Annotated in this window: 30 protein-coding genes; 4 read left to right on the top strand and 26 right to left on the bottom strand. The window is 65.5% G+C overall.

What is annotated here, in order from left to right:
* Together FJW06_RS17400 and FJW06_RS17405 are read left to right on the top strand one after the other, a co-directional pair.
* On the top strand, positions 1 to 327 hold a 327-nt coding region (locus FJW06_RS17400), incomplete at its 5' end, for a DUF2255 family protein (RefSeq protein WP_140753459.1).
* A gap of 108 nt (positions 328 to 435) precedes the next feature.
* Positions 436 to 1,626 (top strand): arabinose transporter, encoded by a 1,191-nt coding sequence (locus tag FJW06_RS17405; protein ID WP_246674659.1) that lies wholly within the window; start codon positions 436 to 438, stop codon positions 1,624 to 1,626.
* Here the strand turns inward: FJW06_RS17405 and FJW06_RS17410 are convergent.
* Together FJW06_RS17410 and FJW06_RS17415 are read right to left on the bottom strand one after the other, a co-directional pair.
* Complete coding sequence (locus FJW06_RS17410; RefSeq protein WP_246674660.1) at positions 1,613 to 2,038, bottom strand: putative quinol monooxygenase; 426 nt, start codon at positions 2,036 to 2,038, stop codon at positions 1,613 to 1,615. The genes FJW06_RS17405 and FJW06_RS17410 overlap by 14 nt on opposite strands.
* 212 nt (positions 2,039 to 2,250) lie before the next feature.
* Positions 2,251 to 3,018 carry an SDR family oxidoreductase gene (locus tag FJW06_RS17415; RefSeq protein WP_140753460.1) on the bottom strand — a complete coding sequence of 256 codons (768 nt, stop codon included), beginning with the start codon at positions 3,016 to 3,018 and terminating at the stop codon, positions 2,251 to 2,253.
* A gap of 733 nt (positions 3,019 to 3,751) precedes the next feature.
* Between FJW06_RS17415 and FJW06_RS17420 the strand changes: the two genes are divergently transcribed.
* Positions 3,752 to 4,702 carry a LysR family transcriptional regulator gene (locus FJW06_RS17420; protein WP_140753461.1) on the top strand — a complete coding sequence of 317 codons (951 nt, stop codon included), beginning with the start codon at positions 3,752 to 3,754 and terminating at the stop codon, positions 4,700 to 4,702.
* On the opposite strand, the gene FJW06_RS17425 is transcribed toward FJW06_RS17420, so the two are convergent.
* The 11 genes from FJW06_RS17425 to trbB are packed head-to-tail and all read right to left on the bottom strand — an operon-like array spanning position 4,644 to position 14,485.
* On the bottom strand, positions 4,644 to 4,874 hold the full coding sequence (locus FJW06_RS17425; RefSeq protein ID WP_140753462.1) for a DUF2274 domain-containing protein: 231 nt from the start codon (positions 4,872 to 4,874) through the stop codon (positions 4,644 to 4,646). The genes FJW06_RS17420 and FJW06_RS17425 overlap by 59 nt on opposite strands.
* A 2-nt stretch (positions 4,875 to 4,876) precedes the next feature.
* Complete coding sequence (locus tag FJW06_RS17430) at positions 4,877 to 6,133, bottom strand: TrbI/VirB10 family protein (protein ID WP_140753463.1); 1,257 nt, start codon at positions 6,131 to 6,133, stop codon at positions 4,877 to 4,879.
* Positions 6,130 to 7,182, bottom strand: a complete 1,053-nt coding sequence (gene trbG / locus FJW06_RS17435; protein WP_140753464.1) for a P-type conjugative transfer protein TrbG — start codon at positions 7,180 to 7,182, stop codon at positions 6,130 to 6,132. Before trbG ends, FJW06_RS17430 begins: the two co-directional genes overlap by 4 nt.
* Positions 7,179 to 7,862 (bottom strand): conjugal transfer protein TrbF, encoded by a 684-nt coding sequence (trbF, locus tag FJW06_RS17440; RefSeq protein ID WP_140753465.1) that lies wholly within the window; start codon positions 7,860 to 7,862, stop codon positions 7,179 to 7,181. The genes trbG and trbF overlap by 4 nt, the downstream gene beginning before the upstream one ends.
* Before the next feature lie 2 nt (positions 7,863 to 7,864).
* Complete coding sequence (trbL, locus tag FJW06_RS17445) at positions 7,865 to 9,220, bottom strand: P-type conjugative transfer protein TrbL (RefSeq protein WP_140753466.1); 1,356 nt, start codon at positions 9,218 to 9,220, stop codon at positions 7,865 to 7,867.
* A 1-nt stretch (position 9,221) separates the two neighbouring features.
* Positions 9,222 to 9,623 (bottom strand): putative entry exclusion protein TrbK-alt, encoded by a 402-nt coding sequence (gene trbK-alt / locus FJW06_RS17450; protein WP_140753467.1) that lies wholly within the window; start codon positions 9,621 to 9,623, stop codon positions 9,222 to 9,224.
* A gap of 10 nt (positions 9,624 to 9,633) precedes the next feature.
* Positions 9,634 to 10,395, bottom strand: coding sequence for a P-type conjugative transfer protein TrbJ (gene trbJ / locus FJW06_RS17455; protein WP_140753468.1), 762 nt, complete (start codon positions 10,393 to 10,395; stop codon positions 9,634 to 9,636).
* Positions 10,392 to 12,830 (bottom strand): conjugal transfer protein TrbE, encoded by a 2,439-nt coding sequence (gene trbE / locus FJW06_RS17460; RefSeq protein WP_140753469.1) that lies wholly within the window; start codon positions 12,828 to 12,830, stop codon positions 10,392 to 10,394. The genes trbJ and trbE overlap by 4 nt, the downstream gene beginning before the upstream one ends.
* A 13-nt stretch (positions 12,831 to 12,843) precedes the next feature.
* Complete coding sequence (locus FJW06_RS17465) at positions 12,844 to 13,125, bottom strand: VirB3 family type IV secretion system protein (RefSeq protein ID WP_140753470.1); 282 nt, start codon at positions 13,123 to 13,125, stop codon at positions 12,844 to 12,846.
* Positions 13,125 to 13,418, bottom strand: a complete 294-nt coding sequence (locus FJW06_RS17470) for a TrbC/VirB2 family protein (protein WP_246674669.1) — start codon at positions 13,416 to 13,418, stop codon at positions 13,125 to 13,127. Before FJW06_RS17470 ends, FJW06_RS17465 begins: the two co-directional genes overlap by 1 nt.
* Positions 13,419 to 13,468: 50 nt before the next feature.
* The gene (trbB, locus tag FJW06_RS17475; protein ID WP_140753471.1) at positions 13,469 to 14,485 is read right to left on the bottom strand and encodes a P-type conjugative transfer ATPase TrbB; all 1,017 of its coding nucleotides are present in this window, start codon (positions 14,483 to 14,485) and stop codon (positions 13,469 to 13,471) included.
* Positions 14,486 to 14,652: 167 nt separating this feature from the next.
* On the opposite strand from trbB, the gene FJW06_RS17480 reads away from it, so the two are divergent.
* A complete protein-coding gene (locus tag FJW06_RS17480; RefSeq protein ID WP_140753472.1) occupies positions 14,653 to 15,132 on the top strand; it encodes an SRPBCC family protein in 480 nt (159 codons plus the stop codon).
* Between the two features lie 34 nt (positions 15,133 to 15,166).
* Here FJW06_RS17480 and FJW06_RS17485 read toward each other — a convergent pair whose 3' ends face one another.
* The 13 genes from FJW06_RS17485 to FJW06_RS30615 all read right to left on the bottom strand — a co-directional run bounded on the left by FJW06_RS17485 (position 15,167) and on the right by FJW06_RS30615 (position 25,056).
* Positions 15,167 to 15,598 carry a ribbon-helix-helix protein, CopG family gene (locus FJW06_RS17485; protein WP_140753473.1) on the bottom strand — a complete coding sequence of 144 codons (432 nt, stop codon included), beginning with the start codon at positions 15,596 to 15,598 and terminating at the stop codon, positions 15,167 to 15,169.
* 8 nt (positions 15,599 to 15,606) lie between these two features.
* Entirely contained in the window at positions 15,607 to 17,592 is a 1,986-nt protein-coding gene (locus tag FJW06_RS17490) for a conjugal transfer protein TraG (RefSeq protein ID WP_140753474.1), read from the bottom strand.
* A 24-nt stretch (positions 17,593 to 17,616) separates the two neighbouring features.
* Positions 17,617 to 19,356, bottom strand: coding sequence for a VirD2 family relaxase/mobilization nuclease (locus tag FJW06_RS17495; protein WP_140753475.1), 1,740 nt, complete (start codon positions 19,354 to 19,356; stop codon positions 17,617 to 17,619).
* 244 nt (positions 19,357 to 19,600) lie between these two features.
* The gene (locus FJW06_RS17500; RefSeq protein ID WP_348644054.1) at positions 19,601 to 20,266 is read right to left on the bottom strand and encodes a lytic transglycosylase domain-containing protein; all 666 of its coding nucleotides are present in this window, start codon (positions 20,264 to 20,266) and stop codon (positions 19,601 to 19,603) included.
* A gap of 111 nt (positions 20,267 to 20,377) precedes the next feature.
* Complete coding sequence (locus FJW06_RS17505) at positions 20,378 to 20,725, bottom strand: DUF736 domain-containing protein (protein WP_140753578.1); 348 nt, start codon at positions 20,723 to 20,725, stop codon at positions 20,378 to 20,380.
* 68 nt (positions 20,726 to 20,793) lie between these two features.
* Entirely contained in the window at positions 20,794 to 21,339 is a 546-nt protein-coding gene (locus FJW06_RS17510; protein ID WP_140753477.1) for a S26 family signal peptidase, read from the bottom strand.
* Positions 21,336 to 21,857 carry a DUF2840 domain-containing protein gene (locus FJW06_RS17515; protein WP_140753478.1) on the bottom strand — a complete coding sequence of 174 codons (522 nt, stop codon included), beginning with the start codon at positions 21,855 to 21,857 and terminating at the stop codon, positions 21,336 to 21,338. The genes FJW06_RS17510 and FJW06_RS17515 overlap by 4 nt, the downstream gene beginning before the upstream one ends.
* Positions 21,854 to 22,108, bottom strand: a complete 255-nt coding sequence (locus FJW06_RS17520) for a hypothetical protein (RefSeq protein ID WP_140753479.1) — start codon at positions 22,106 to 22,108, stop codon at positions 21,854 to 21,856. Before FJW06_RS17520 ends, FJW06_RS17515 begins: the two co-directional genes overlap by 4 nt.
* Positions 22,105 to 22,743, bottom strand: coding sequence for a ParA family partition ATPase (gene parA, locus FJW06_RS17525; RefSeq protein ID WP_140753480.1), 639 nt, complete (start codon positions 22,741 to 22,743; stop codon positions 22,105 to 22,107). The genes FJW06_RS17520 and parA overlap by 4 nt, the downstream gene beginning before the upstream one ends.
* Positions 22,744 to 22,954: 211 nt before the next feature.
* Positions 22,955 to 23,842, bottom strand: a complete 888-nt coding sequence (locus FJW06_RS17530; protein ID WP_140753481.1) for a replication initiator protein A — start codon at positions 23,840 to 23,842, stop codon at positions 22,955 to 22,957.
* An 18-nt stretch (positions 23,843 to 23,860) separates the two neighbouring features.
* Positions 23,861 to 24,142: a helix-turn-helix domain-containing protein gene (locus FJW06_RS17535; protein ID WP_140753482.1), complete on the bottom strand. Its 282-nt coding sequence runs from the start codon at positions 24,140 to 24,142 to the stop codon at positions 23,861 to 23,863.
* Positions 24,143 to 24,281: 139 nt separating this feature from the next.
* Positions 24,282 to 24,857 (bottom strand): DUF2285 domain-containing protein, encoded by a 576-nt coding sequence (locus FJW06_RS17540; RefSeq protein ID WP_246674661.1) that lies wholly within the window; start codon positions 24,855 to 24,857, stop codon positions 24,282 to 24,284.
* Positions 24,748 to 25,056 (bottom strand): DUF6499 domain-containing protein, encoded by a 309-nt coding sequence (locus FJW06_RS30615; RefSeq protein ID WP_140753483.1) that lies wholly within the window; start codon positions 25,054 to 25,056, stop codon positions 24,748 to 24,750. The genes FJW06_RS17540 and FJW06_RS30615 overlap by 110 nt, the downstream gene beginning before the upstream one ends.
* Positions 25,057 to 25,139 lie beyond the last annotated feature (83 nt).

The raw sequence follows: 25,139 nt of genomic DNA on the forward strand, positions 1-25,139 counted from the left end.
GATCTACACGTCGCCCCGTTCCGTGAAGACGGCGAGACCTACGGCACGCCGACCTGGATCTGGTCGGTCGTTGTCGACGACGACCTCTATGTGCGCGGTTACAACGGGCAGAACTCGCGCTGGTATCAAGCCGCGGTCCGGCAACGCGCCGGGCGCATCACGGCCGCTGGCATGACGAAAGAGGTCTCGTTCGAGGCGGTCGACGGCGCGATCAACGATCGGATCGACGACGCCTATCGCCAGAAATACCGCGCCAGTCCTTACCTCGCGCCGATGATCAGCGCCCGTGCCCGCGCGGCGACCGTTCGCGTCACGCCGAAAGATTAGGAGGCCGCCAGCCACCATCGAAATCGAAGGCGAGTGCTATCCAGAAGCAATGCTGCGGCGCTCCGGATTGTAACGGGCGAAGACGTCCGAGGAAGAACAACAATGTCTATGACCATGCTCCAGCGGTCGGCCTCGCCGACCGATAGGTCCCTCTTGTCCCTGATGGCCTCGGTCTTCGCCGTTTTCCTGGTCACGGGCGCGGTGCTGCCAGCCTTGCCGCTACACATCCATGAGGGCCTCGGCTTCGGTCCCTTCATGGTGGGCCTCGCGACAGGCGCGCAGTTCGCGGCATCCCTGCTCTCGCGCCTGTGGTCCGGTTCAGTCTCCGATCGCCACGGACCCAAACGCGCTGTGTCGGCGGGGTTGATTATGGCGGCGCTCGCCGGCCTGCTTTACATCCTGTCCCTTCTCGCCGTTCGCACTCCCGCATTGTCGGTAGCGATCTTGCTCGTAGGACGGGCGCTCCTCGGAGGCGCGGAAAGCTTCATCATGACCGGCGCCCAGAGCTGGTGCCTGACGCTCGCCGGTCCGGGCAACGCCGGAAAGATGATCGCCTGGATCGGCACGGCGATGTTCGTGGCGCTGGCGATCGGCTCCCCTCTTGGCAGTTTCCTCTATGCACACTGGGGCTTTGCGGCGATCGGCTTGGCGACCTTCGCCGGCGCGGTGGTCACGCTGGCGCTCGTCATGCCTATCCCGTCCGTCAAGCCGGTGCCGCAGGGCGACAAACCCGTTGCCAAGGTTTTGAAGGCCGTCTGGCTTCCTGGTACGGGCATGGCCTTCGCCGGTCTCGCATACGGCGTTATGACCGCCTTCTCCGTGCTGCTATTCGTGCAACGGGGCTGGGAGCCAGCCTGGCTTCCCTTCACCGCCTTCGCCATCGCGCTGATGGTCGCGCGCGTCTTTTTCGGGGCGTTGCCAGACCGGCTCGGGGGGGCGCGCGCGGCGATGATCTTCGTTGTCATTCAGAGCGCGGGCATCGGCCTGATCTGGGTCGCTCCCGTCGCCTGGGTCGGCTTTGCGGGCGCCGCCATCGCGGGCTTCGGCTATGCGCTCGTCTATCCGGGATTCGGCATGGAGGCCGTCGGGCATGCGCCGGCCGCTTCCAGCGGACTGGCCATGGGTGTCTATACTGCCTTCTTCGACCTGTCGCTGGGCGTCCTGTCGCCGATGCTCGGGCTTGTCGCCAATACCACCGGAATCGGGACGATCTTCCTCATCACCGCGCTTCTTGGGTTGTGTTCTGTCCCGATCGCGGCGCGTCTCCTTCTCTCGTCTCCCCAACCTACATACAGGTGACGGGGCCTCCTGCGTGGCCCTTCGATTTGGCGCACAGCAGGATCGGGGTGGTAGGAATCAATTTGAGGGACGTCACCATCTTTTCAGTCGAAGTCTTATATCTGAGAAAATGCGGCGACTTGATATGTGCTTCATAGGCGCTTTGGCTGGCATAGACCTCGAGTAGGCGGATGTGCGTAGGGTTGTCGGTGATGGCGACCGAATGAAGCATGAGCACGCCGGGCTCCAGTCGCACCGATGCCTCCTGTTCCTCGGCCAGGATCGCTTTGTAAGCGTCGAGCTGCTGAGGATCGACCTCGATCTCGGCGATTCGGACAACCGGCTGCGCCGGGTTTGGCGCAGCGTTTAGTGCGACCTCGGAGGCCGCTAAGAGGGCGACGCCTATTGCCATCGTGATTACCTTCATCATCACAAGCCTATTGCTTTCCTGGCGTTGGCTCCTCGCCCGCCAACCGCCTCACCTCCGCCAAATAGCTCGCCCGGTGGATACGCTCCTGAAGGACAGGGCGTTGCGACTGAAATTCCCGCAAGTGGCTCGACCGCGGCTCAGCGCGAGCTGGGCGCGCGGAAAATCCAATCGGGCCTCGGCGTCGCGTTGGTGGTCTCCACGCATGCGAGCAAGGTTCAGTGAGCCGTAAAGCCGCCATCGACCGGCAAACCGACGCCGATCACGAAACTCGCGCCGGGGCTGCACAGCCACAGCACAGCGGCTGCCACCTCCTCCGCCTGGCCAAGGCGGCCGATTGACTGCTCCTTCATGATCTCGTTCATGGCATCAGCCTGGCCTTTCAGCATGTCCTGCACCATAGGCGTGTCGATGGTGCCTGGGCAGACGGCGTTGATGCGGATGCCGCGTGGCGCATATTCGACTCCGGCGCTCTTCGTCATCCCCAACACCGCATGCTTGGAGCCATGATAGGCGGCGCGCGAGGGCAGGCCGACGAGTCCGCCCAGCGACGAGTTGTTGACGATCGCCCCCGATCCTTGCGACCGCATTACCCGAAGCTCATGCTTCATACTCGCCCAGACGCCGAACTGATTGACCGCAACGACCCGCTGAAAGTTCTCGACCGGCTCGTCGGCCGCGTCGCTCGGCGGAACCTGAATGCCAGCATTGTTGAAGGCCATGTCGAGCCGGCCGTACTCGGCCACCGCACGATCGACCGCAGCTGCGACCTGTCCCTCGTCAGTAACGTCACAGGCAACGCCGATGGCGACGCCCCCTTCGTCAGCGATTCGGGCCGCTTCCTTATCGGCGAGCGCCTTGTCCCGATCAGCGAGCACGACCGATGCGCCGCTCTGGGCGAATGCGCGCGCAGCCGCGAGGCCCATGCCCATTGCGGCACCCGTCACGAAGGCGACCTGACCGCGAAAATTATAAGTTGGATTCACGCCTCTATCCTTGTGTAGTGCTATCGAATGCCCCTTTCCAACTGTATCGGTAATCCGATGCTACGCTAAGGTGCCTGGGATTGCATGCGGTTATGAGTTCTGCTCATCAACGCGTTACTGGCCGCATTTGCCCGGACCTCTTTGCAATGCGGACTGGCGGCTCGCCCGTCATTATGGTCCGCGGCTCGGCCGACTCTATGCAAACCGAACCTTCGGGGCACCAGCGCGGGCCGTGGCCCATCCCAGGGCGTTCGCATTCGACAGAGCGACCTCAATGCCGACGTTCTCATGTGTGACGCCGGGTGTCGCCTGCCTCAGCTGCGTAAACACGCAGACGATCCCGCCCCCGTGGTGTGCTCGATGACAATGCACACCTTTGAGTGTGGCTCATTGCTTCGTTGAATCGAGCTGGGCTTTCGCGCGCACACCCCAAGGCAGAGAATAAACTCGAAAGCTGAAGCCTGTCAGGGCGGTGAGATGTAGCAGTGTGCCTCAGCTGCTGGGGACGCGATGAGCAGATAACCGCACGTTGCATCGGGAGGGATGGAGGAATGCTGCGTATCGACACGTGCCTTTTCTGCTTCCAGAACTGCCGGCGCGACTCTCGACAGGCGGCCCTACGCTATTCAGGTCGGCCATTTTGGCCTGCGCGATCATGATCGCGCTGAGCGCCTCTCCGATGAGAGATTGCAACATCCAAAGCTGTGCCTAGTCCTGCGCGGCGGTACGAAACGTGATTGAGGTGCGCCACCTTCGATACTTCGTAGCCGCAGCGGAGCATGGGAGCTTCCGAAAGGCCGCGGTGGCGCTCGAAATTCAGGAGTCGGCCGTAAGCCGCCGGATCCGAGACCTCGAAGATCACCTCGGAGCCTCTCTTTTTCAGCGATATAGTGGCGGTGTTCACCTGACGTTAGCGGGACACCGCTTTGTGCATCGAGCGCGCAAAGCGCTTCGACAGATCGACTATGGGGCAAAGGATGTGGCCGCTATCGGCCGTTCCGAGCTGGGACATATCAAGATTGGAATTTTCTCGTCGCTCGCGTCCGGCTTCCTTTCCGATCTGCTGCGCGCCTACAGCAAAGAACATGCGAGTGTGCGTGTCGAATTTACTGACGGTGATCCCGCGGATCATGTCGCCTCGATCCGGCGGCTCCAACTCGATGTGGCCTTCATCACGGGAACCGCGAGGTGGTCAGACTGCGAATCAGAACAGCTTTGGTCCGAGCGTGTATTCGTGGTGCTTCCAGACGACCATCCGCTTTGCGCACGGCCGGAGCTTGGCTGGCATGATCTTGCAAACGAGCGGTTCATTGTGAGCGACGGAGCGCCTGGTCCGGAGATTCATGATTACTTGACGCAGCGCCTAGCCGACCTCGGACACCATCCCGAAATCCACACACATCACGTTGGGCGAGACAACCTCCTTTCTCTTGTGGCGATCGGCCGCGGCCTGACGGTGATGAGCGAGGCGGGTACAGCGGCACAGTTTCCTGGAACCGTTTACCGGCAGCTCGTCAGCGAGCTTCTACCGTTCTGCGCGGTATGGTCGGCCAGAAATGACAATCCCGCCTTCCGGCGCCTGCTCAGTCTGGCGCGAACCTTATCACGATCTGTAAGAGCGGCGGTCATTGCGACGATTTTCTTGACTTCCTCGCTGTCGCAAAACCCCGATCCGTGGCTATGAACCGCTCCAGCATCGGGACGATCAAGCGAAGCGGATCGGCCGATGGCTGCCCAGCTTCACGGCCGAGGATCTCGGCATAGGCGACGAGATCGCGGTGAAGGCTGGCGGGCAGTTCCACCGTCACCTTCACCGGTTTGGCGTCGACAATCGGTCCCAATTTCAGCTTGGCCATCTTTAGCCTCCGTAGGGTTCGAGCACGAGATCGCGCGTGACGATGACGCGAACGGGGAAACCCGGCCGGATAGTGAGCGTTGGCGCGACGTTGAGCTGGCGTTGGACGATCTGCTGGCCGGTCTGATTGATGCTGTCTGATCCGCCGCGGCGCAGAGCCCGCACGATGTCGCTTTCCTGCCCGGACGATCCAGCCTCAGCGCCGATGCTGAGAATGGTGGATATTGCCGCGGCCTTGAACAGCTCGCCCCAATGATAGTCGACGCCGTCCTCGAGGCCGGCATAGCCTTCGGCGTCGGCGCCAGGCTGACGCTCAAGAACGATGGAGCGGCCATTGGGGAAGATCAGGCGGTTCCAAACGAGGAGGATGCGCCGCTGACCGAAGCCGACGCCATTGTCGTACTGCCCGATGACGCGCGTGCCTTGGGGCACGAGCAGGATCTTGCCGGTCGGGCTATCGTAGATATTCTCCGTCACCTGCGCAGTGATCTGACCTGGCAGATCGGAGCGGATGCCGGTGATGAGGGCGGCAGCGATGACGGCGCCGGCCTGCAGGACATTCTTCGACGCCGGCGCCGCAACGCGATCCGGCGAGACAGTGCGCTTGTCGGGGGCCTGGTTGAGGAAGGCGAGTTGGCGGTCCTGCGCCGATGGCGTCGCCGGCTGCGGCGCCAGGCCGAGGCTGGCGAGATCGGCCGGCGGCGTGGCGTTCGTAGTAGGCTGTGCCGAGGCTGCAGCACTGCCGGGCCGAGTCTCGGTCGAGGCGAACAGCCGCGCGGTCCGCGCCGCCTCCAGCTCCTGGGCCCGCCGCTGTTCCTCCGGGCTTGGCCCCACTGGGCCTGTGGCCGGCGTGCCGATCGCCGGCACGGCGGCGCCATTCTGCGCATTGAGGATAGGTCGGCCGAGGTCGCCGGGCAGCGGCGGCCCGAGCTTCGGGACGCCGGAATAATCCTTCGGCAATCCAGCGAGGCCATCCGGTGTCGAGCGGTTGTCCGTCGAGTACAGCTCCTGGCCTTGGCCGCCGTGACGGGTCTGGAGCGCGTAGATCAACGCCCCGCCAACGCCGAGGCTCGCGGCGAGACCCAGACCAGCCAGCACCTTTCGGGACAGCCGGGTCACACGCGGCGGATCGGCGCGCAGCCGCATCGTCGCGGCGGGCTCGCCGGTCAGCGGCCGAGCCTCGTCGTCGGCCGGCTGGAGCTGGGGCGTCGAACCCTGCGACCGTCCCTCTTCCTTTTCGGGATCGCGTTCGTCGCTCACGATGCCGGCCTCCCGTCAGTGCGGGAGATGCGGACGCGCTTCTGGCTCTTGCCCGCACCGAACCGCAATTCGGCGGCGGCGAACAAGCGGTCCACTATCATATAGTTGCCGCGCACGCGATAATTCACCAGCTCGGAAGTGTCGCCCTCCGGCCCGACCACGAACAGCGGGGGCATCTCGCCCTGGCCGATGCCGCGCGGAAATTCGATGAACACCTGTTTCCCGTCATCGAAGGCGCGCAGCGGCCGCCACGGCGCGCGGTCGCCCGTCACCTCGTATCGGAAATTGACGCGCGCGAGATCGATGCCGCTGGAGACAGGCTGCACGGCCTCGGCCTGCTGGTTTTGACGGCGCAGCGCGATGAGCTGGTCCTGTGGATATTGCCAGGACACCGACGCCATGTAGGTCGAAGGCGTTGCGCGCAATTCCATGTGATAGGTGCGCCGGTCCGTGTTGATGACGAGATTCGTCATCAGCTCGGCGCGGGTGGGCTTCACGAGAATATGGATCTGTTTGGCAGCGCCAATGCCGCTCTCGGTATCGCCGATGATCCAGCGCACCGTGTCGCCGGCGGCGACGGGACCGGAACCGACGAGCTGCTCGCCGGGCTGAAGCGCGATGTCGGTGATCTGCCCCGGTGATGCGTAGACCTGATAGAGCGCGCCCTCGACGAAAGGATAGACCTGCATCGAGTTGATGAAGCCGTGGCGGGCGGGTTGGACGCGCGCGGCGGCGTTGGCTTGGTTCACGCGCGCGGCGGGATCGGCCGGTTCCGGCTCGGGCTTGCCGTCCTTACCGACTGGCTTCAACTGGCCGGGCAGCGGGAGCGGCTTCGGCAACTCCACGACCTGCACCGGTTTCGGCGGATCGGCGGCGATGACAGCGGGCGCGGCATCGTCGTAGGAAATCTCGGGCGGTGGCGTGTGTCCGGCACAGCCCGCGAGCGCCGATGTGCAAAGCAGGAGAAGTGGCAAGCCGGATTTACGGAAACCCGGAACGGCATGGTTGAGGAAAGCCGGCCTTCCGGCTTTGCGGAAGGTCGGTGTCATTGTCCAAGTTCCTTCGACCAGTTGATGGCGTTGATGTAAATTCCCAGCGGATTCTTTCGCAGCGTGTCGGCGTCGCGAGGGGGCTGCACGACAACCGTAAGGATCGCGGTCCAGCGCTCGGTGGAAGCCAGCGAGCCATCCTGATAGCGGCGCTCGATCCAGGCGATGCGGAAGCTCGATGGTGAAGCGCGGATCACCGACGACACCTCGACGGCGACCTGCTGCTTGCCGACCTTGGCAAAAGGATCGTTGGCGCGGGCATAGTCGTTGAGCGCAAGCGCGCCGCCCTGTGTCGTGAAGTCGTAGGCGCGTAGCCAGTTTTGCCGCACGATGATCGGATCGGCGGGGATACTTCTGACCTGCTCAATGAAGCGGGCGAGGTAGAAGGCGATCTGCGGATCGTTCGGCTGATAGTCGGCGGTCGCTGGCGCGATCGCCTGCGCCTGGCCGAGCCGATCGACCTGTACCACCCAGGGCACGATCGAACCGTTGGCCGACTGCCAGACCAGCGCCGCCGAAAGCCCGCACGCGAGCGCCAGCGAGCCGAAGGCCATGTAGCGCCAGTTGCGGGCCTGCACGCGGGCGGAGCCGATGCGATCGTCCCAGACCTGCGCAGCGCGCTGATAGGGCGTCTCGGGCTGCGGGGCTTTGCCGTAGTGGGTGGATGGTCGCTTAAACATGGTCAGTCGCTTTCAGAAAGGTTGACGGAGGAGCCGCCGCCATGGCTGTCGCCGCTACGCACGGCGTGGGCGGCCGCGGAGACACCGTGGGACATTTGCTGCGAGCGTTTCATGCGCTTCGCCCAGGCTGGCGGGCCGTCGCTGGCAGAGGACGCGGCTCCCGAAGGCACGGCCTCCGCAGCGGTTGTGGTTGCGGCGCCGGATGCGCTCGTGGCGATCTTCGTCACGGCCTGGCCGCCGGCCTGATAGCTCTGCTTGAGGCTGTCGGCGGCGCGCACGGCTGCGCGCTTCAACGGGGAGACGGCCGCCTTCGCGCCGGTACTGGCAACATTGCCAAGGCCCGACGCGACGCCCGATGCGCCGGATTGGCCGGCCGCGCCGAGGCTGTAGGCGGTGGAGGCTCCGCCGGCGAGGGCTGCACCGCCGCGCGCGGCGGCGGCAGCGCCGCCGGCAAGGGCGGCGCCGCCTGACACGACGGCGCCGGTGGCGGCCGCGCCCGCTGCGACAACGCCGCCGGCGGCAAGACCAGTGCCAATGGCCGCGCCGGCACCGAGCTGTGGGCCACCGGAGATGAGGCCGTTGGCGATGCCGGGGCCGAAGATGCCGAGACCGAGCAGCGACAGCGCGGCCAGCACGATCGCCATGGCGTCGTCGATCGATGGCGTTGCGCCGTTGAAGCCCGAGGTGAACTCGGAGAACAGCGTCGAGCCGATGCCGATGATGACGGCGAGCACCAGCACCTTGATGCCGGAGGAGATGACGTTGCCCAGCACGCGCTCGGCCATGAAGGCGGATTTGCCGAACAGGCCGAAGGGAATGAGGACGAAGCCGGCGAGCGTCGTCAGCTTGAACTCGATCAGGGTGACGAAGAGCTGGATCGCTAGGATGAAGAACGCAAGCAGCACCAGCGCCCAGGCGAAAAACATGCAGGCGATCTGGATGAAGTTCTCGAAGAACGACCAGTAGCCCATCAGGCTGGAGATGGAGTCGAGCAGCGGGCGACCGGCATCGAGGCCGGTCTGCGCCACCTTGCCGGGACGCATGAGATCGCTGACGGCGAAGCCGGTGCCCGAAGCCTTCAGGCCGAGGCCCGCGAAGCTCTCGAAGATGATGCGTGCGAGATTATTCCAGTTGGAGATCAGGTACGCGAAGACACCGACGAAGAGCGTCTTCTTGACCAGCCTCGCCATGATGTCGTCGTCGGCGCCCCATGACCAGAAGAGCGCGGCGAGCGTGACGTCGATGACGATCAAGGTGGTAGCGATAAAACCCACTTCGCCGCCGAGCAGCCCTAATCCCCCGTCGATGTAGCGGGTGAAGACCTCGAGAAAATGGTCGATGACGCCGGTGCCGCCCATGTCAGCGAACCTCTGGCTGAGCGGGCCCGGCCTGCATCGCAGGCCCGGTCACGTCCGCTGGCGCACTGTCTTTATGGATGGGATCGGCCGAGGTGGGCGCACTCGGAAACAGCGTGGTCGGCGCAACCGGCGACGGGGATGAAACGGGGGCTGGCCGGCCGAGGAAGCGGCGCCGGTTCTCTGCCCACGCCTTCAGGCAATTGGGATCGCGCGTGCCAGCCTCGCCGATCTCTGAACATCGAAGCAGTTCTGCGGCGAGAGGATCTGGTGCCGTGGCCGGGCGGCCCTGCGTCGCGGGGGCATCCGCCGAAGCGTCCTCGCGGTTCATCTCGATCGCGGTCGCCGTGATGGCGACCGCAATGAAGGCGATGGCGCCGACGCGAGCGAGGGTCTTGCCGTCCATCGTGCCAGCCTCAGTTGCCGCTGTTCGGGAACATGCGGGCGTTGCCGGGCTGGTAGCCCGCGCCCGGCGTCAGGAAACGACGGCGCTGCTCGCGGCCTTGCTCGGCGGCGGCAGCCTGCTCGGCGGACTGCAATGCCTGAGCTCGACCATTGGCCGCCACGACGGCGGTGAGATCAGCGAGCTGCTGCGCCTGGAGTGCGAGGAGCTGGTTGCCGGCCTGTGTCGCCTGCAGCGCGCCGGTCGCGCCTTGGCTCTGGCCGACCAGCGCCGACATCTGCGCGCGGTTGGTGTCGATATTGCCGACCACGCCCGCTTGGACGCGCATCGCATCCTGCAGGCCGCCGACTGTGTTCTGCCAGCGCGAGCGGGCATCGCTGACGAGCTGTTGGTCGGAGGCCGAAAGCGAGACGTTCCCGTATTTCTGCTGGAACATTCGGTCGATCTGCTGGACGTCATAGGCGATGTTCTGCGCCTGGCTGAGTAGCTGCTGCGTCCGCTGCACTGACTGCTGTAGCTGTTGCAGCGAGGAGTACGGCAGGCTCGCGAGGTTGCGGGCCTGGTTGATGAGCATCTGCGCTTCGTTCTGAAGCGAGGTGATCTGGTTGGTGATCTGCTGGAGCGATCGCGCCGCCGTGAGCACGTTCTGCGCATAGTTCGAGGGATCGAACACGATGATGGCGTGGGCGGGGGTCGCCAGCATGGGTGCGAGCGCAACGGGGGCGGTCAGCAGCGCGGCAGCAAAACGCGCTGCGCGGGAATTGCGCAGTTTCATTGGAACGTCTCCTTGTTGGTGAGCGTGGGGATGAGATCGGCGGCCCAGCCGACTTCACGGTGATCGAGCCAGGCGGCGAGGAAGCCTTCGCGGCCATGTTCGGCGACGATGCGAGCGATAGCCGCCTGGTCGGTCTTCGACGATGCAGCGCACAGCGCGAGCGCGACATCGGAGAGCCCCAACTCGAACAGCCGGTTGCCGCGGCGCGACTGGCAGTAGTAGTCACGCTTCGGCATCGCCCGCGCGATGATCTCGATCTGGCGATCGTTGAGGCCGAAGCGCCGATAGATCGCGGTGATCTGCGGCTCGATCGCCCGCTCGTTAGGCAACAGGAGCCGCGTCTGGCAGCTTTCGATGATGGCGGGCGCGATCGCCGAGCCGTCGATGTCCGACAGCGACTGCGTGGCGAAAATGACGCTGGCGTTTTTCTTGCGCAGCGTCTTCAGCCATTCGCGGAGCTGGCCGGCGAAGCCATCATCGTCCAGCGCCAGCCAGCCCTCATCGATGATGAGAAGAGTTGGCGAACCGTCGAGCCGATCCTCGATCCGATGGAAGAGATAGGAGAGAACCGCGGGCGCCGCGTCGGTGCCGATGAGCCCCTCGGTCTCGAACGCCTGGACGGAGGCCGAGCCGAGATATTCACGCTCGGCGTCGAGCAGCCGGCCGTAGGGACCGCCGACGCAATAGGGCCTGAGCGCTTGCTTGAGATCGTTCGACTGGAGCAGCACGACCAGGCCGGTGATCGTGCGCTCCTCTACTGGCGCCGATGCGAGCGAGGTCAGCGCCGTCCAGATATGCTCCTTCACCTCGGGCGTGATTGCCACGCCCTCGCGGGTCAGGACCGATACGATCCAGTCGCCTGCCCAGGCGCGCTCGGGCACGTCGTGAACGCGAGCGAGCGGTTGAAGGCTGACGCTATCGGTCACGCCGTCGCTGAGATCGCCTCCGAGGTCATGCCAATCACCGCCCATGCCGAGCGCCGCCGCGCGGATCGAGCCGCCGAAGTCGAAGGCGAAGACTTGGGCACGGGCATAGCGTCGAAACTGCAGCGCCATCAGCGCCAGCAGGACCGACTTGCCCGCGCCGGTCGGGCCGACGATCAGCGTGTGGCCGACGTCGCCGACGTGAAGCGAAAGCCGGAACGGAGTCGAGCCTTCGGTCTTGCCGAAGAGCAGAGGGGGCGCTGCAAAATGCTCGTCCCGTTCCGGCCCCGCCCACACCGCTGACAGCGGAATCATGTGGGCGAGATTGAGGGTGGAAATTGGAGGCTGACGGACGTTCGCATAGACGTGGCCGGGCAACGAGCCGAGCCAGGCGTCCACCGCGTTGATGGTCTCGGCCATGGCGGTGAAGTCGCGGCCCTGGATGACCTTCTCGACCAGCCGCAGCTTCTCGTCGGCTATCCGCGGATCATCATCCCACACCGTCACCGTCGCGGTGACATAGGCCATGCCGGCATAGTCGGCGCCGAGTTCCTGAAGCGCGAGATCGGCGTCTGCCGCCTTATTCGCGGCGTCGGTGTCCACGAGGACGGACGCCTCGTTGGTCATCACCTCCTTAAGGATCGCGGCGATCGACTTGCGCTTGGCGAACCACTGTCGCCGAATCTTGGTGAGCAGCTTGGTGGCGTCGGTCTTGTCGAGCAGGATCGCGCGCGTCGACCAGCGATACGGAAATGCGAGACGGTTCAGCTCATCGAGCAGGCCGGGCGTCGTCGCCGTCGGAAAGCCGGTGACGGTGAGGATGCGCAGATGCGACGCGCCAAGGCGCGGCTCGAGCCCGCCAGTGAGCGGTTGGTCGGCGAGCAGCGCGTCGAGATAGATCGGCGTTTCGGGGACGCGGACACGATGCCGTTTGGTCGAGACGCAGCCGTGGAGATAGGTGAGCGTCTCCGCGTCATCGAGCCAGCGGCATTCCGGCATGAAGGCTTCGACCAGGCGCAGGATGCGATCGGTGCGATCGGCGAAGCCGGTCATCACCTCGTTGGGGTCGAGGCCCGACTTTTCCCGCCCCTCATAGAGCCAAGCTTCCGCCCGTGCGGCATCTTCGGCCGGCGGCAGATAGGTGAAGGTCAGGAAATAGCTCGACTCGAAATGCGCGCCGGCTTCCTCGAAGTCAGCCTTGCGCTCCGCATCGACCAGCGCCGAGGCGGGATCGGGAAAGCGGCTGTCGGGATAGAGGTTTGAGGCATGGCGCTGGGCCTCGACGAAGATCGCCCAACCGGAGCCGAGACGACGGAAGGCATTGTTGAGGCGGCCGGCGACGGCGACCAGCTCGGCCGGGACGGCACTGTCGAGATCGGGGCCGCGAAACCCTGCGGTGCGCTGAAAGCTGCCGTCCTTGTTGAGGACGATGCCCGCGCCGACCAATGCCACCCAGGGCAGGAAGTCGGCGAGCCGGCTGTTGCGGTTGCGATATTCTGCGAGGTTCATCATCGGCGCGCTCCCGTCAGACCGAGAGGTGCGCGGGGACGCGCAGATGGCGGCGCACCACGTCGACGAAGAGCGGATCGCGCTTCGCCGCCCAGACCGCCGCGACATGGCCGATTGCCCAGATGGTGATGCCGACCAGCCAAAGGCGCAGGCCCAGGCCCACGGCGCCAGCGAGTGTCCCGTTCATGATGGCAATGGCGCGCGGCGCGCCGCCGAGCAGGATCGGCTCGGTCAGCGCCCGGTGAACGGGTACCGTGTAACCCGGGACTTCGCCGCCCTGTTCGACAACGCCCGTCATCAGACCAGCGCCCCGCCGCCGAACGAGAAGAACGACAGGAAGAAGCTCGAAGCAGCGAAGGCGATCGAAAGCCCGAACACAATCTGGATCAGCCGCCGGAAGCCGCCGGCCGTGTCGCCAAAGGCGAGCGTCAGGCCGGTGACGATGATGATGATCACTGCGATGATTTTGGCCACGGGGCCTTCGATCGACTGCAGGATCTGTTGCAGCGGTTGCTCCCACGGCATCGACGAGCCGGAGGCGTGGGCAGGCGCGGCCGTCACTACCGACAGCGCGGCGACGGACACGGTCATGGCGAGACGTTGGCGCACTTGATGCAAGCGCATTGGGCGCAGGCGTTGGATCACAGGCTTTCTCCTTCAGGGCTTGGGGTGAGCAGGGTCGAGCCGCCGTCGCCCTCGATGACGGCCGGCGCGATGCGATAGTCGCCGTCGGGGCCGAGGCCCTCGACGCGTGCGAGTTCGGAGAGCCGGCGCGCGGAGCCGCGTCCGGAGAGGACGGCAATGATGTCGATCGTCTCGGCGATCAGCGCGCGCGGGACGGTGACGACGGCTTCCTGGATGAGCTGCTCCATCCGGCGCAGCGCACCGACCGCGCTGCCGGCGTGGATCGTGCCGACACCGCCGGGGTGGCCGGTGCCCCATGCTTTGAGCAGCTCCAACGCCTCGGCTCCGCGCACCTCGCCGACCGGAATGCGATCGGGGCGCAGGCGCAGCGAAGAGCGAACGAGATCGGAGAGCGAGGCAACGCCGTCTTTGGTACGCATCGCCACGAGATTGGGTGCGGCGCATTGCAGCTCGCGCGTGTCCTCGATGATGACGACGCGATCAGCGGTCTTCGCGACCTCAGCGAGCAGCGCGTTGGTGAGCGTGGTCTTGCCGGTAGATGTCCCGCCGGCGACGAGGATGTTGGCGCGAGAGGCCACGCCCTGGCGCAGCATTTCGGCCTGTTCGGCCGACATGATCCCCGCGCGCGCGTAGTCGTCGAGCGTGAACACCGCGACCGCTGGCTTGCGGATCGCGAAGGCCGGCGCTGCGACGACAGGCGGCAGCAGGCCCTCGAACCGCTCTCCCGTCTCGGGCAGCTCCGCGGACACGCGCGGCGCGCCCGCGTGAACCTCCGCACCGACGTGATGGGCGACCAGGCGAACGATGCGCTCACCGTCCGCCGCGGAGAGTCGCTCACCCGTATCGAAGAGACCTTCGGACAGGCGGTCGATCCACAACCGCCCATCCGGGTTGAGCATCACCTCAACGATGCTTGCGTCGTCGAGGTAGCGCGCGATCGCGGGGCCAAGCGCCGTGCGCAGCATCCGTGCCCCGCGCGCCAGACCTTCCGCATGTTGATGTGAAGCCGCCACGTGACCCCCGATTCCATCGGGGTCGAGACAGTCTTTCCCCGGACGGGGATGATTAAAAGGGCCTGATTTTGGGTCGATTCAACAAAGATTCACCGGCGTAGTGGTGTAGCGTGCAAATACAGGAGAACGGCGGTGCGGGATTTCGGGTAGCGCGAGGTGAGAGATCAATGACGTCGACTGTCGGCCATGGGAGAACCGACTCAGCGATCCGATTCATCGCCGCCAGCGCGGACGTGATCTATCGTGCGTTTGTCGACCCTAGGGCATGGCCGCAGTGGCTTCCGCCGGATGGCATGACCGGCCAGATCTACGAGTTCGACGCACGGCCAGGCGGCACCTACAGGATGGCGCTGACCTATCGCGAGGATCATTCGAACGCAGGCAAAACCTCCGACGACACTGATGTCGTCGGAGGTCGCTTCGCAGAGCTGATCCCAAATCATCGCGTCGTTCAGATCGTGACGTTTCAGTCTGATGATCCGGCTTTGGCCGGCGACATGCGAATGACGTGGAGCCTATCGCCGGCGGCCGGCGGCACTGATGTCTCGATCATCGCCGAGAATGTGCCGATCGGAATAAGCAAAGCGGACCACGATGTCGGGCTTCGTTCGACGCTCGAAAACCTAGCACGATTTGTTGAAGGATGATCTTACGCCGATCCGGTTAGATTGACGCGACACACTACGGCTCGCCGTCGGCGGCGACGTCCTCGGAAATCTCCTGCCGTAGCTTCGGCCCCTTCGCGAGGCGGCGGCCGAGCGCGGTGACGAATTGATCGTAGCGCTCGCCGGCCTTCGCACGTGCAGCCTGCGCGGCAGGCTCCGGCAAGGCCGGCGTGGTCGCGACCCAAAACCGCACGAACACCGCCAGCATCTCGACGGAGATGCCGACGTCGCGTTCCATCCGCGTCATGCGGCGATCAAGTTGGTCGAGGCGCTTGGTAATCGCGGCCTCCTGTCGCTCAGCAGCATCCGGGGAGAGGAAAGATTCGATGGCGGCTTCCGCGATCAGCGATCGGGAGTGATCGCGTCGCGCGGCATGCTCGGCGAGCCGCCGCATCACGGCCGGATCGAGATAGACGGACAGGCGCTGTTTCTTCGCGGATTTCGTCATGGCGACCCTCACAGCTCCATGCCGTCGCCGGGATCGAGCGACACCTGACGCGCGACACCCTGCATCAGTGCGTTCATCCGGCTATTGCGGGCGGCGTCATCCTCGGCCTCGTCGGCAAGACCAATCTCGAACTCATTCTCGATCGGCGCCTTCTTCTCGACCGGCTTCACGCGGCTCAACTCGGGCTGCTGGCGACGCTCGGATTCGGTCGGATCTCCGTCACCTGCCTCGGTGGATGGTCTTGCCTCCGCCGTCTCGGGCGGCGTCGGGAGTGGTAGCGCGGTCCAATCGTCAGCATGGCCCTGTTTCGGTCGCGCGAGCGCCGGCGGTGGCAGGATGCGCTCTTTGAAGCGAGAATCCTCATAGTAGCGCGCCTTCTTTGCTCGGATTGGCGGCGTGCCCGCGACCATGACAATCTCGTCGGTCGGCGGGAGCTGCATGATCTCGCCGGGCGTGAGCAACTGGCGGGCCGTCTCTGAACGCGAGACCATGAGGTGTCCGAGCCACGGCGAGAGCCGATGTCCCGCATAGTTCCGCATCGCCTTCATCTCGGTCGCGGTGCCGAGCGCGTCGGACACGCGTTTGGCGGTGCGTTCGTCGTTCGTGGCGAAGCTGACGCGCACATGGCAGTTGTCGAGGATCGAATTGTTCGCCCCGTAGGCTTTCTCGATCTGGTTGAGGCTCTGGGCGATCAGGAAACTCTTGAGGCCATAGCCCGCCATGAAGGCCAACGCGGACTCGAAGAAGTCGAGCCGCCCCAGTGCCGGAAACTCGTCGAGCATGAGCAAGAGGCGATGACGACCGGCCCTCGCCTGCAGATCCTCGGTCAGCCGGCGGCCGACCTGATTGAGGATCAGGCGGATCAGCGGCTTGGTGCGATTGATGTCGGAGGGCGGCACGACGAGGTAGAGCGTCGTCGGATGCTTGCCGCCCGCGATATCCGTGATGCGCCAATCGCAGCGCCGCGTCACCTCGGCGACAACGGGATCACGGTAGAGGCCGAGGAACGACATGGCGGTGCTAAGCACGCCCGACCGCTCATTGTCGCTCTTGTTGAGCAGCTCGCGCGCCGCGCTGGCGATGACCGGATGCGGCCCTGCTTCACCGAGATGCGCCGTCTTCATCATCGCCGCGAGGGTGGACTCGATCGGGCGCTTCGGGTCCGACAGAAACGCCGCGACGCCAGCGAGCGTCTTGTCGGCTTCGGCATAGAGGACATGGAGGATCGCGCCAACCAGCAGCGCGTGGCTGGTCTTTTCCCAGTGGTTGCGCTTCTCCAATGAGCCTTCGGGGTCGACCAGGATGTCGGCGATGTTCTGGACGTCGCGGACTTCCCATTCACCGCGGCGCACCTCGAGCAGCGGATTGTAGGCGGACGATTTGGCGTTGGTCGGATCGAACAGGAGCACGCGGCCATGCTTGGCGCGAAAGCCGGCGGTGAGGGTCCAGTTCTCGCCCTTGATATCGTGGACGATGGCCGAACCGGCCCAGGTCAGCAGCGACGGCACCACCAGGCCGACGCCCTTGCCGCTGCGGGTCGGCGCGAAGCACAAGACATGCTCCGGTCCGTCGTGGCGCAGATAGGCGTGATCGTAGCGGCCGAGCACCACCCCATCCGGACCGAGAAGGCTAGCCGCCTCCACCTCCTTCTTCTCGGCCCAGCGTGCGGAGCCGTAGGTTTCGACCTTCTTGGCTTCGCGCGCCCGCCAGACGGACATGCCGATGGCGACCGCGATCGAGATGACGCCGCCGGACGCCGCGATGTAGGCGCCCTCGACAAAGATCGCCGGGGCGTAGGCGTCGAAGCCATACCACCACCAGAAAAAGGAGGGGGGAAGGTAGAAGGGAAAGCCGAACAGCGTGAACCACGGATGCCCCAGCTCGGGCTGGAAGGCGAGCCGCCAGGCCACCCATTCCGTTGCGCCCCAGGTCGTGATCAGCACGATGGTGAGGACGGTGAGAATCTGACCCCAGAGGATTTTGGTAGCGGACATGACGATGGGTCTTTCTGCGAAGGATCAGAGGCCAAGGCCGCGCTTGCGGCCGAAGCTCCAGTCGATGCCGCCATCGTCGCGGGCGACGCCGGTGACGTGGCGACCGAGCTGCTTTTCGAGAGAGGGTGTCCAGGGAACGAGCTGGAAGCCGAGGCCGTCGTCCAGCATGGCGAACCGGCCCGACGCGAGCGTGAAGCGCTGACGGTAGGAGCCGGCCACATATTCGCCGCTGGCCGCCCGATTGAACGGCTGGCCGATCTCCGTAGAGAGCTTCTCGCCGAGTGCCTCAAGCTCACGCCGGCGCAGCGTGTCGATGAGGTTGCGGGTGAAGGTGACGCGCGAGCCTTGCCGTTTGCCGAAACCCTGTTCGATTAGGTGATCGGCACGTCGCTCCAACGCCTGCCGAACCTCGGCGCCGAAGCCACCTTCGGACAGCGCAGCCGGCTCGCGGGCGATGTTCTGCCGGTCGAGCCAGGTCGCGCCCGACGCCGTGATCTGGCGGTCGATATCGAGGTCGGAACGGACGGCGATCGCGACGCGCCGCTGCCCCTGCGCATCGTCGAACCTGCGCAGCTCGACGATCGAGCCTGGCGCACTGTCGCCGGCCGCATCGAGGTCGGGGAGCTTGATGTGATGGGTGCGGCCATCGACACCATCGACAACGGCATAGGCCGTGCCCTTCAGCTCGTCGTCGAGGCCGCGATCGACCAGCCGGCCGATGATCGGCGTGTCGAGACTTTCGGCGGCAAGAACATAGCTGGCCGAGCCGCGTTCGATGCCGCGTTCCGTCAGCGCGCGGTGCATCCGCTTGATGATGTCACCGCGTTCGCCGAGCTCGCGTAGCGTCGCCTCGGTCTTGCCGTCGATCATCCATTGGCCGGGACCGACCTGCTCGGCGAGGCCAAGGGTTTCCAGCTTGCGAAGGCGACCGACCTTCAGCGCGTGATATTCGTCGGGCCACGCGCCCGGATCGGGCGCCATGTCGATGACGCCTGCGTCTCGGGCATCGCGAACAAGCTGGCGATCGAGCTGGGTCCAGCGCTCCGCCTCGACCTGACGCTCCAGATTGCGGCGGATGTCGAGATCGGTGCGCGGCCCCAATTCCTGCGTGACGAGATCGGCCGCGCGGGCGCGCATCCCTTCCTTGATGTAATCGCGCGCGATGACGAGATCCTGCCCATCATCGGCGCGGCCGCGCAGAATAATGTGGACGTGCGGGTTGTCGGTGTTCCAGTGATCGACCGCGGCCCAATCGAGCTTGGTGCCGAGATCCTTTTCCATCTGGCCCATCAGGTCGCGGGCGAAGGATTTGAGGTCCGCCATGTCGACGGCGTCTTCGGGCGAGACGATGAAGCGGAAATGATGCCCGTCGTTCTGGCATCGCTCGGCGAAGGCGCGGCCATCGGCGTCATCGGTCTCCGGCCCGAACACCCGGGCCTTCTCCCCGTCACGGGTGACGCCCTCGCGGCGCAGATAGCTCAGATGGGCGGCAAGTGGCGCCGCGCCAGCGGTGTGGCGGACGACGCGCGTCTTGATGACGACGATGCGCGAGCGTCCGGTCAGCAGGCGGTTGGCGCGCACGCTCGCTGTGCGGCCGCGGCCGAATGACGAGCGGTTGCCAGAGCTGATCTTGCCGGAGTGCGAGACGCGGGCACCCGCCTTCTGCGCCGCGGCCAGCGCTTGCGCGATGAAGGGGCGTGCCGCCTGCGCGCGCGTCGAGCGGATGCGGCCAGGCCGGATGCGAAGCTCGTTCTCGCCGGTCATGGCTGAGAACCCACACATCGTGCCAAGCGCAGGAAATCACGGTAAAATTGGCGTTGCCGCGAGGTGCGCGCTAATCCCGCACCTCGCGAAATCGCTTCATAACCTATTGAAAAACCACAATCGACCGACGCCGCACCTCGCGGCTTTTTATCTCGCCATCCTTCGGTCGTGTTCCCTGCCACTACCCTCCGCGCACTCCATGACACGCCAGAGGCCGCTATCGTGCGATCGGGAACCGGAACGCTCATGGCGCGGTCCCTTCACCAGCACGGGCAACGAACAGGCCAATGGACTGTGGTGTGATGGCGGAAACATCGCGCACGGTTGATGTCGTCGCTGCAGCATCGGACATGCGCTCGGCCGGCACGGGATCGGCGGCCGGTCTGCGCTCCGGCTGCCCGATGAACAGCGGCGCGCGTGTCCAGGCGAGCGGATCGACCGCGGCGACCGCGATCGGGCTGGCCGTGTCGCCGCGATCCACAGACGGGGCGACGATGGTGACATAGGCGCGCGTTTCCGCAGGCAGCGCACGACCTTTCAGCGAGTCCTCGTAACGCCCCGGTCCGGCGTTGTAGGCGGCGATCCAGCCGGGCGAGCCGTAGCGATCGAACAGGTCGCGGATGTAGCCCGCGCCCGCGATGACGTTGTCGTGCGGGTCGTAGGGATTAGCGCCAAGACGGTGGCGAAGGCGCAAGCCCGCCCAAGTCTCCGGCATGATCTGCATCAGGCCCATCGCGCCCTTGGGCGAGATGGCACGCGGATCGCCTGCGCTTTCGGCGCGCATCACCGCCCTGATCCATGCGATCGGAACGCCGAACCGCCGCGATGCCTCCGCAATGTAATCCGCATAGGGCGCTCGCAGAGATGGCCGCGCGATCGGCCCGTCTTGCGCCATCGTGACCGCCGGCATGACGCTCGCGATGGAAAGGCCGGAAAGGAGAAGGAGAGCCATGCGCCGGGCAGCGCGAAGCGGCCCGGGCGCACTCGAACGGCTCGTCGATTGATGGCGAGCAGGCATCGATCAATCCTTCTCACCGCGATCGCGCGGGCGCGACCAGTGCAGCGACCAGGCGTTGCCGGCATCGTCGTCGCGGAACAGGTTGGCGCGGATCGGATGCGGGAACGCCGGATCGTCGATCTGCAATGCGACGTATTCGCCGGCTTTCTCGCCGGTGCGTTTCCAGGCCGCGCCGATCTCCGGGCCTGTTTCGTTGCTCATGCCGTCGAAGAGGTGAACGCGATAATCTGGTGCGTTCTCCGCGTCGGACGGTTCTGCCAGGACGATGATGATGTCCTGATGCAGTAGGAGCGTTGCGAGGTTTCCGATGAAGCCGGCCTCGTCGCGCCTGAATTCACCAATCTGCGGCATGACTGTCTCCTTAGCGGTGAAGGTGGGAAAGCCATCGGCGAGCACCGCTCCCGCCGATGGGGAAGCGGTCAGCGTGTCGGCGCACGCCATTCGAAGCGGCCGGTTCCGTCTTCGTCGGTCCACAGCGGGACGGCGCGGCCGATGATCTGGTCGGTCGAGATCAGGCCGAAGTAACGGCCGTCGAGGCTGTCGTGGACCTGCCAGTTCATGAGGAAGACTTCGCCGGTCTGGACACGGCGGCAGCCTTGCCAGACGGGGAGATCGCGACCAGCGCGATCACGTTCGAGCGCCGCACCGACGTTGACGCCATCGACCGTGATGGTGAGATTCGACCGGCAAACGGTTTGCCCCGAAACGGCGAGGATGCGCTTCATCAGCGGCACGCCCTTGGGCAGATAGCCGCGCTCGGCGAGGAAGGTCGACAGCGGTTCCGGCGCATCGACGGCGACGAGATCGGTGACCTCAAAGGGACCGTCGAAATCGATCGTGTAGAGGCCGACGGGTGCGCTGGCCGACGCATTCCAGACGAGCTTGGTCGGCATCGGCGTGAGGCCGGGATAGCCGACGCCGAGCGCGGCGAGCGTCGTCGCGAGGAGCAATCCCGCACGGCTCACGGCTCCGCGCTCCGGCGCAGCAGGAACGCGCGGTGATGATCGAGCGTGTAGGCGCGCGGCTCGTGTCCGGCGGTGAGCCGGTTGTGAACGTGACGCCAATGGTCGGGCGAGACGGCTTCGGGATCGATGCCGAGACGCTCGATGGCGTCGATCGCCTGCAGCACGCGCTCGACCTTCGGCCAGCTCTCGACCTTCAGCAGCATATCGCCGCCTGGCCGCACGAAGGGCAGCGTCTGGTAGGCTTCGCCGCGTGCGACGGCGCGCACGATGTCGATGCGTGAGATGATCGTGCCGAAATCGTTCGACGCCCAGCGCACGAACGCGAAGACGGCGCCGGGACGGAACGACAGGACGCGCCGTCGACGATCGAGAATCTGTTCGTGCGCGTGTGCGCCGAAGCGAATCCAGTTCTCGATCTTCTTCTCGACCCAGGTCAGCTCGACATGGGTCAGCGTGTCGTGGGGGAGCGCGGCCGGCGACGGGCCGCCGCGCACGCGGGAGGCCGCGATGCCGGTCATGATGGATCTCCTGACGGTGGGGGGAATTCGCGCGTGAGCAGCTCGCGCAGCATGTCGGCGACGGTGGCGCCCCGCTGGAATGCCGCGATCTTGATGCGGCCGCGCAATTCGGGCGTGATGTCGATGGTGAGCCGCGCCGTGTAGGCGGGAACATCCGCCGTGTTCGGGTGCGGCGCATCCGCTTCACGAACCCAGGTCTCAGCCGTCGATGGACGGGCCGCAAAGTCGCGTTTCGGGGAGCGGAAGTTCATCGCGCGATCCTCTCGGTCTCGGAAACGAGCGCGGTGATCTCGCGCGAGGCGGGACCGTCTTCATCGATCTCGAAGGCGAGCCGCCCGGACTGCGCGGCGTCGGCGTAGATGACGCGTTGGCCGATCGTCGTGCGCAGCACCGGCGGATCGTGATCGGCGAGCGTCTCTGCCGTCTCGCGGGCGATGACGGTGCGCGCACCACAGCGATTGAGGACGAAGCGAGCGCGTAGCTCCGGCCGATAGATGCGCGCCTCCGACAGGAGCGCCAACATCTCGGCCGAGGCCCAGCCGTCGAGCGGCGATGGTTGGACCGGGATCAACACGAGATCGGCGGCAAGCAGCGCCGAGCGCATCAACCCGGCGACACGCGGCGGACCGTCGATCACGACATGATCGACGTCACGCGCCAGCTCCGGCGCTTCGCGGTGAAGCGTATCGCGCGCCAGGCCGACAACACCGAACAGGCGAGGCACGGGCTCGCGGGAGCGTTGCTGCGACCAGTCGAGCGCCGAGCCTTGCGGGTCCGCGTCGATCAGCGTGATGCGCTTACCCCTGCCGGCCCATTCGCCAGCGAGATGCAGCGCCAGCGTCGTCTTGCCGACGCCGCCCTTCTGGTTGAGCAGCGCGACGATCATGACGCGCTCCTGGCCAGGTCGGCGAGGCTATCAACAGCGGTGCAAAAACGCGGCAGCGTTAGAAAGATTCCGTAGGAATCTAGGTTAGAGAAGTTACGGCCGCTGCAAGGCTTTGAATCGACACGATGAATCGGCGATTCCGGTCCCCGATAGCACGAGGATCGGGTCCCCGATGGCACGATAGGGGCGGTCCCCGATAGCACGAGACAATTCACAGCTTATCCCCAAAGCGCGTTGCTGATTTCCGTCGCGGGCGCGGCGGGGTGAAAAAGGTCGGATCGACGGCGACGAAGGAGAGGATGTCGGGTCCGCCGGGCTGCTGCTCGATGGTGAGCCGGTAGCCGGGAAGCGGCTGGCGCTTGACGATCTCGCGCAGGTCGTAGGCGAAGTGCTTGAGCGGCGAGAGACTGCCCGACTTCTGGTGCAGATGGCCGAAGTCGAAGCTCCAGCCGAACGACTGGCGACCGCCGTGCTTGCGCACGATGCGGTAGAGCCAGCGCTCGAGACCGCCGGTCAGATCGAAATACGCCCGGTCGATCGTGAGCACGAGCGCGTCGTCGAGCACGGCGCGGTAGAACCAATCGGGCAGGATCAGCTCGACGCCGATGGGGCGGCCATCGCGATCGGTCCGCTCCTGCCATTCGTTGATCCAGGAGAAGCGGTGACGGCGGCCTTCCGCCGGCTGGCGGATCGATGTCGCGACGGTGGTGGACTGGAGCCTGTCGAGCGCCGCCTTGAGGCGCTGGTAGTCGCGCATGGACACGCCGCGGCCGACATAGGTGAGAATCTCGTAAGGCGTCGTCGCCATCAGGCGCGAGGTGCGCAAACCTGCGTCGCGAGCATTGACGATCTGGCTCGCGGCCCAGATCAGGATGTCGGCATCCCAGATCGTCGCCATGCCGTGATCCGGCACGGCCTCGACGCGGATGGTGATGTCGCCGGCCTTGAAGTCGATCGGCGCGACGCGCTTCGACTTCGCGAGGGAGAAGAACGGATAGGCCATGAGATCCTGTGCGTCGCGAGGCGCGAACTCGCCGGGAACTGCGTGAAACAGATCGAGCTGCGCGCGTTCCGAGGGCTGGCGAGAGCGGGCCGACAAGAGGAAGCCGCTGCGTGATCAGCGTGCGTAGCGGCCGGCATGGGCCGGTGGTTGAGGCGTGTGGCGCTTGGCCGGAAGCACGGTGCCGCGCGGATCGGAGGTCGAGGTGACAGCGCCGCGCTCCGCCCAGGCCTCAAGATCGTCGACGGCATAGACGACGCGGCCGCCGAGCTTGCGATAGGCAGGGCCTGTCCCATAGGTCCGGTGCTTTTCGAGCGTGCGGGCGGACAGGCTGAGAAACTCGGCGGCTTCCTTGGTGCGCAGGAAGCGCGGAGGGAGAACGGCGAGATCGGGTCGCATGGGAGGGCCTCCGTGGGTTCGTTGGGGCCGCTGGTGTTCAGCGGGTGACGAAGGCCAGGATGGCGAAGCAGGACCGGCGAGATGCAGGGCGAATTTGGGGGGTGCCAAAATCGCCCACCGCCAGCCGAACGGAGGACAGCTAGGATTGCCGGCGATGACGAAGAAGCATGCGATAGCCGCCTGCGATCATCGCGCGGGCATCCCGGAGCAGCGCCTTGACTGCATGGCGTGCGGAGGACTTCTGCCAGTCGTGGCGATCGAGCGGGCCAATGCGAAATACGACCTGCGCGATCTCCTGCTGCGTCGCGCCATTGCGATAGCCATCGACGCTCTGCAGCATCCGTCGCAGCCGCGCGCGCTGTTGTTTGGTCAGCCGTGTTTCGGGAGGAACGGTCCTCTCGTGGAGCGCGGCGAGCAGGCGTTGGATGGACTCAAGCCGGTCGAACCCCTCGATGCCGAGAGGCACGAACGCACCGAGGGCCATGCGGCCTGGCTCGACGTCATGATGCGTGAGCTGCAGGTGTTGCCCGTTGCCGAGATCGCAGAGGAGTGAGGTTTCTCCCTCGTCGCTGATCGTGAAGGCGACGCCGAGTGGCGGGTATTGCTCAGTGCTTGCCGACAGGATTGCGGGCGCCTCTGTGAGAACGATGGCGCTGGTATCTTCCTGCGGTAGCCAGATCACGCGCGCTTCGGGCGGGGCATCCAGTGGGTTCAACGGGAAATCGCAACCCCCACCGCCGCCGGATCGCGTCGGTCAGCGGACGTGTATTACTCTTGGCGTTCATCAGCGCCCGGAAATCCTTGTCATAGGATTCATTGCGACGCAGCCATTCCCACGCGACATCGGACGCGGTCATGTCTTCGATATGTTCGTAGCTCTCGCGCGAACGCCAGTCGGACGCATCCGGTGTCATCGCGATCCTCCCTTAGCCCTTGAACTTGTGGGAGAGTCAGGATTCCCGGTTGAGTTGTTCTGCGGAAGCCAGGCGGGCGGCAA

The organism is Mesorhizobium sp. B4-1-3 (assembly GCF_006439355.1).
GTDB lineage: Bacteria > Pseudomonadota > Alphaproteobacteria > Rhizobiales > Rhizobiaceae > Mesorhizobium.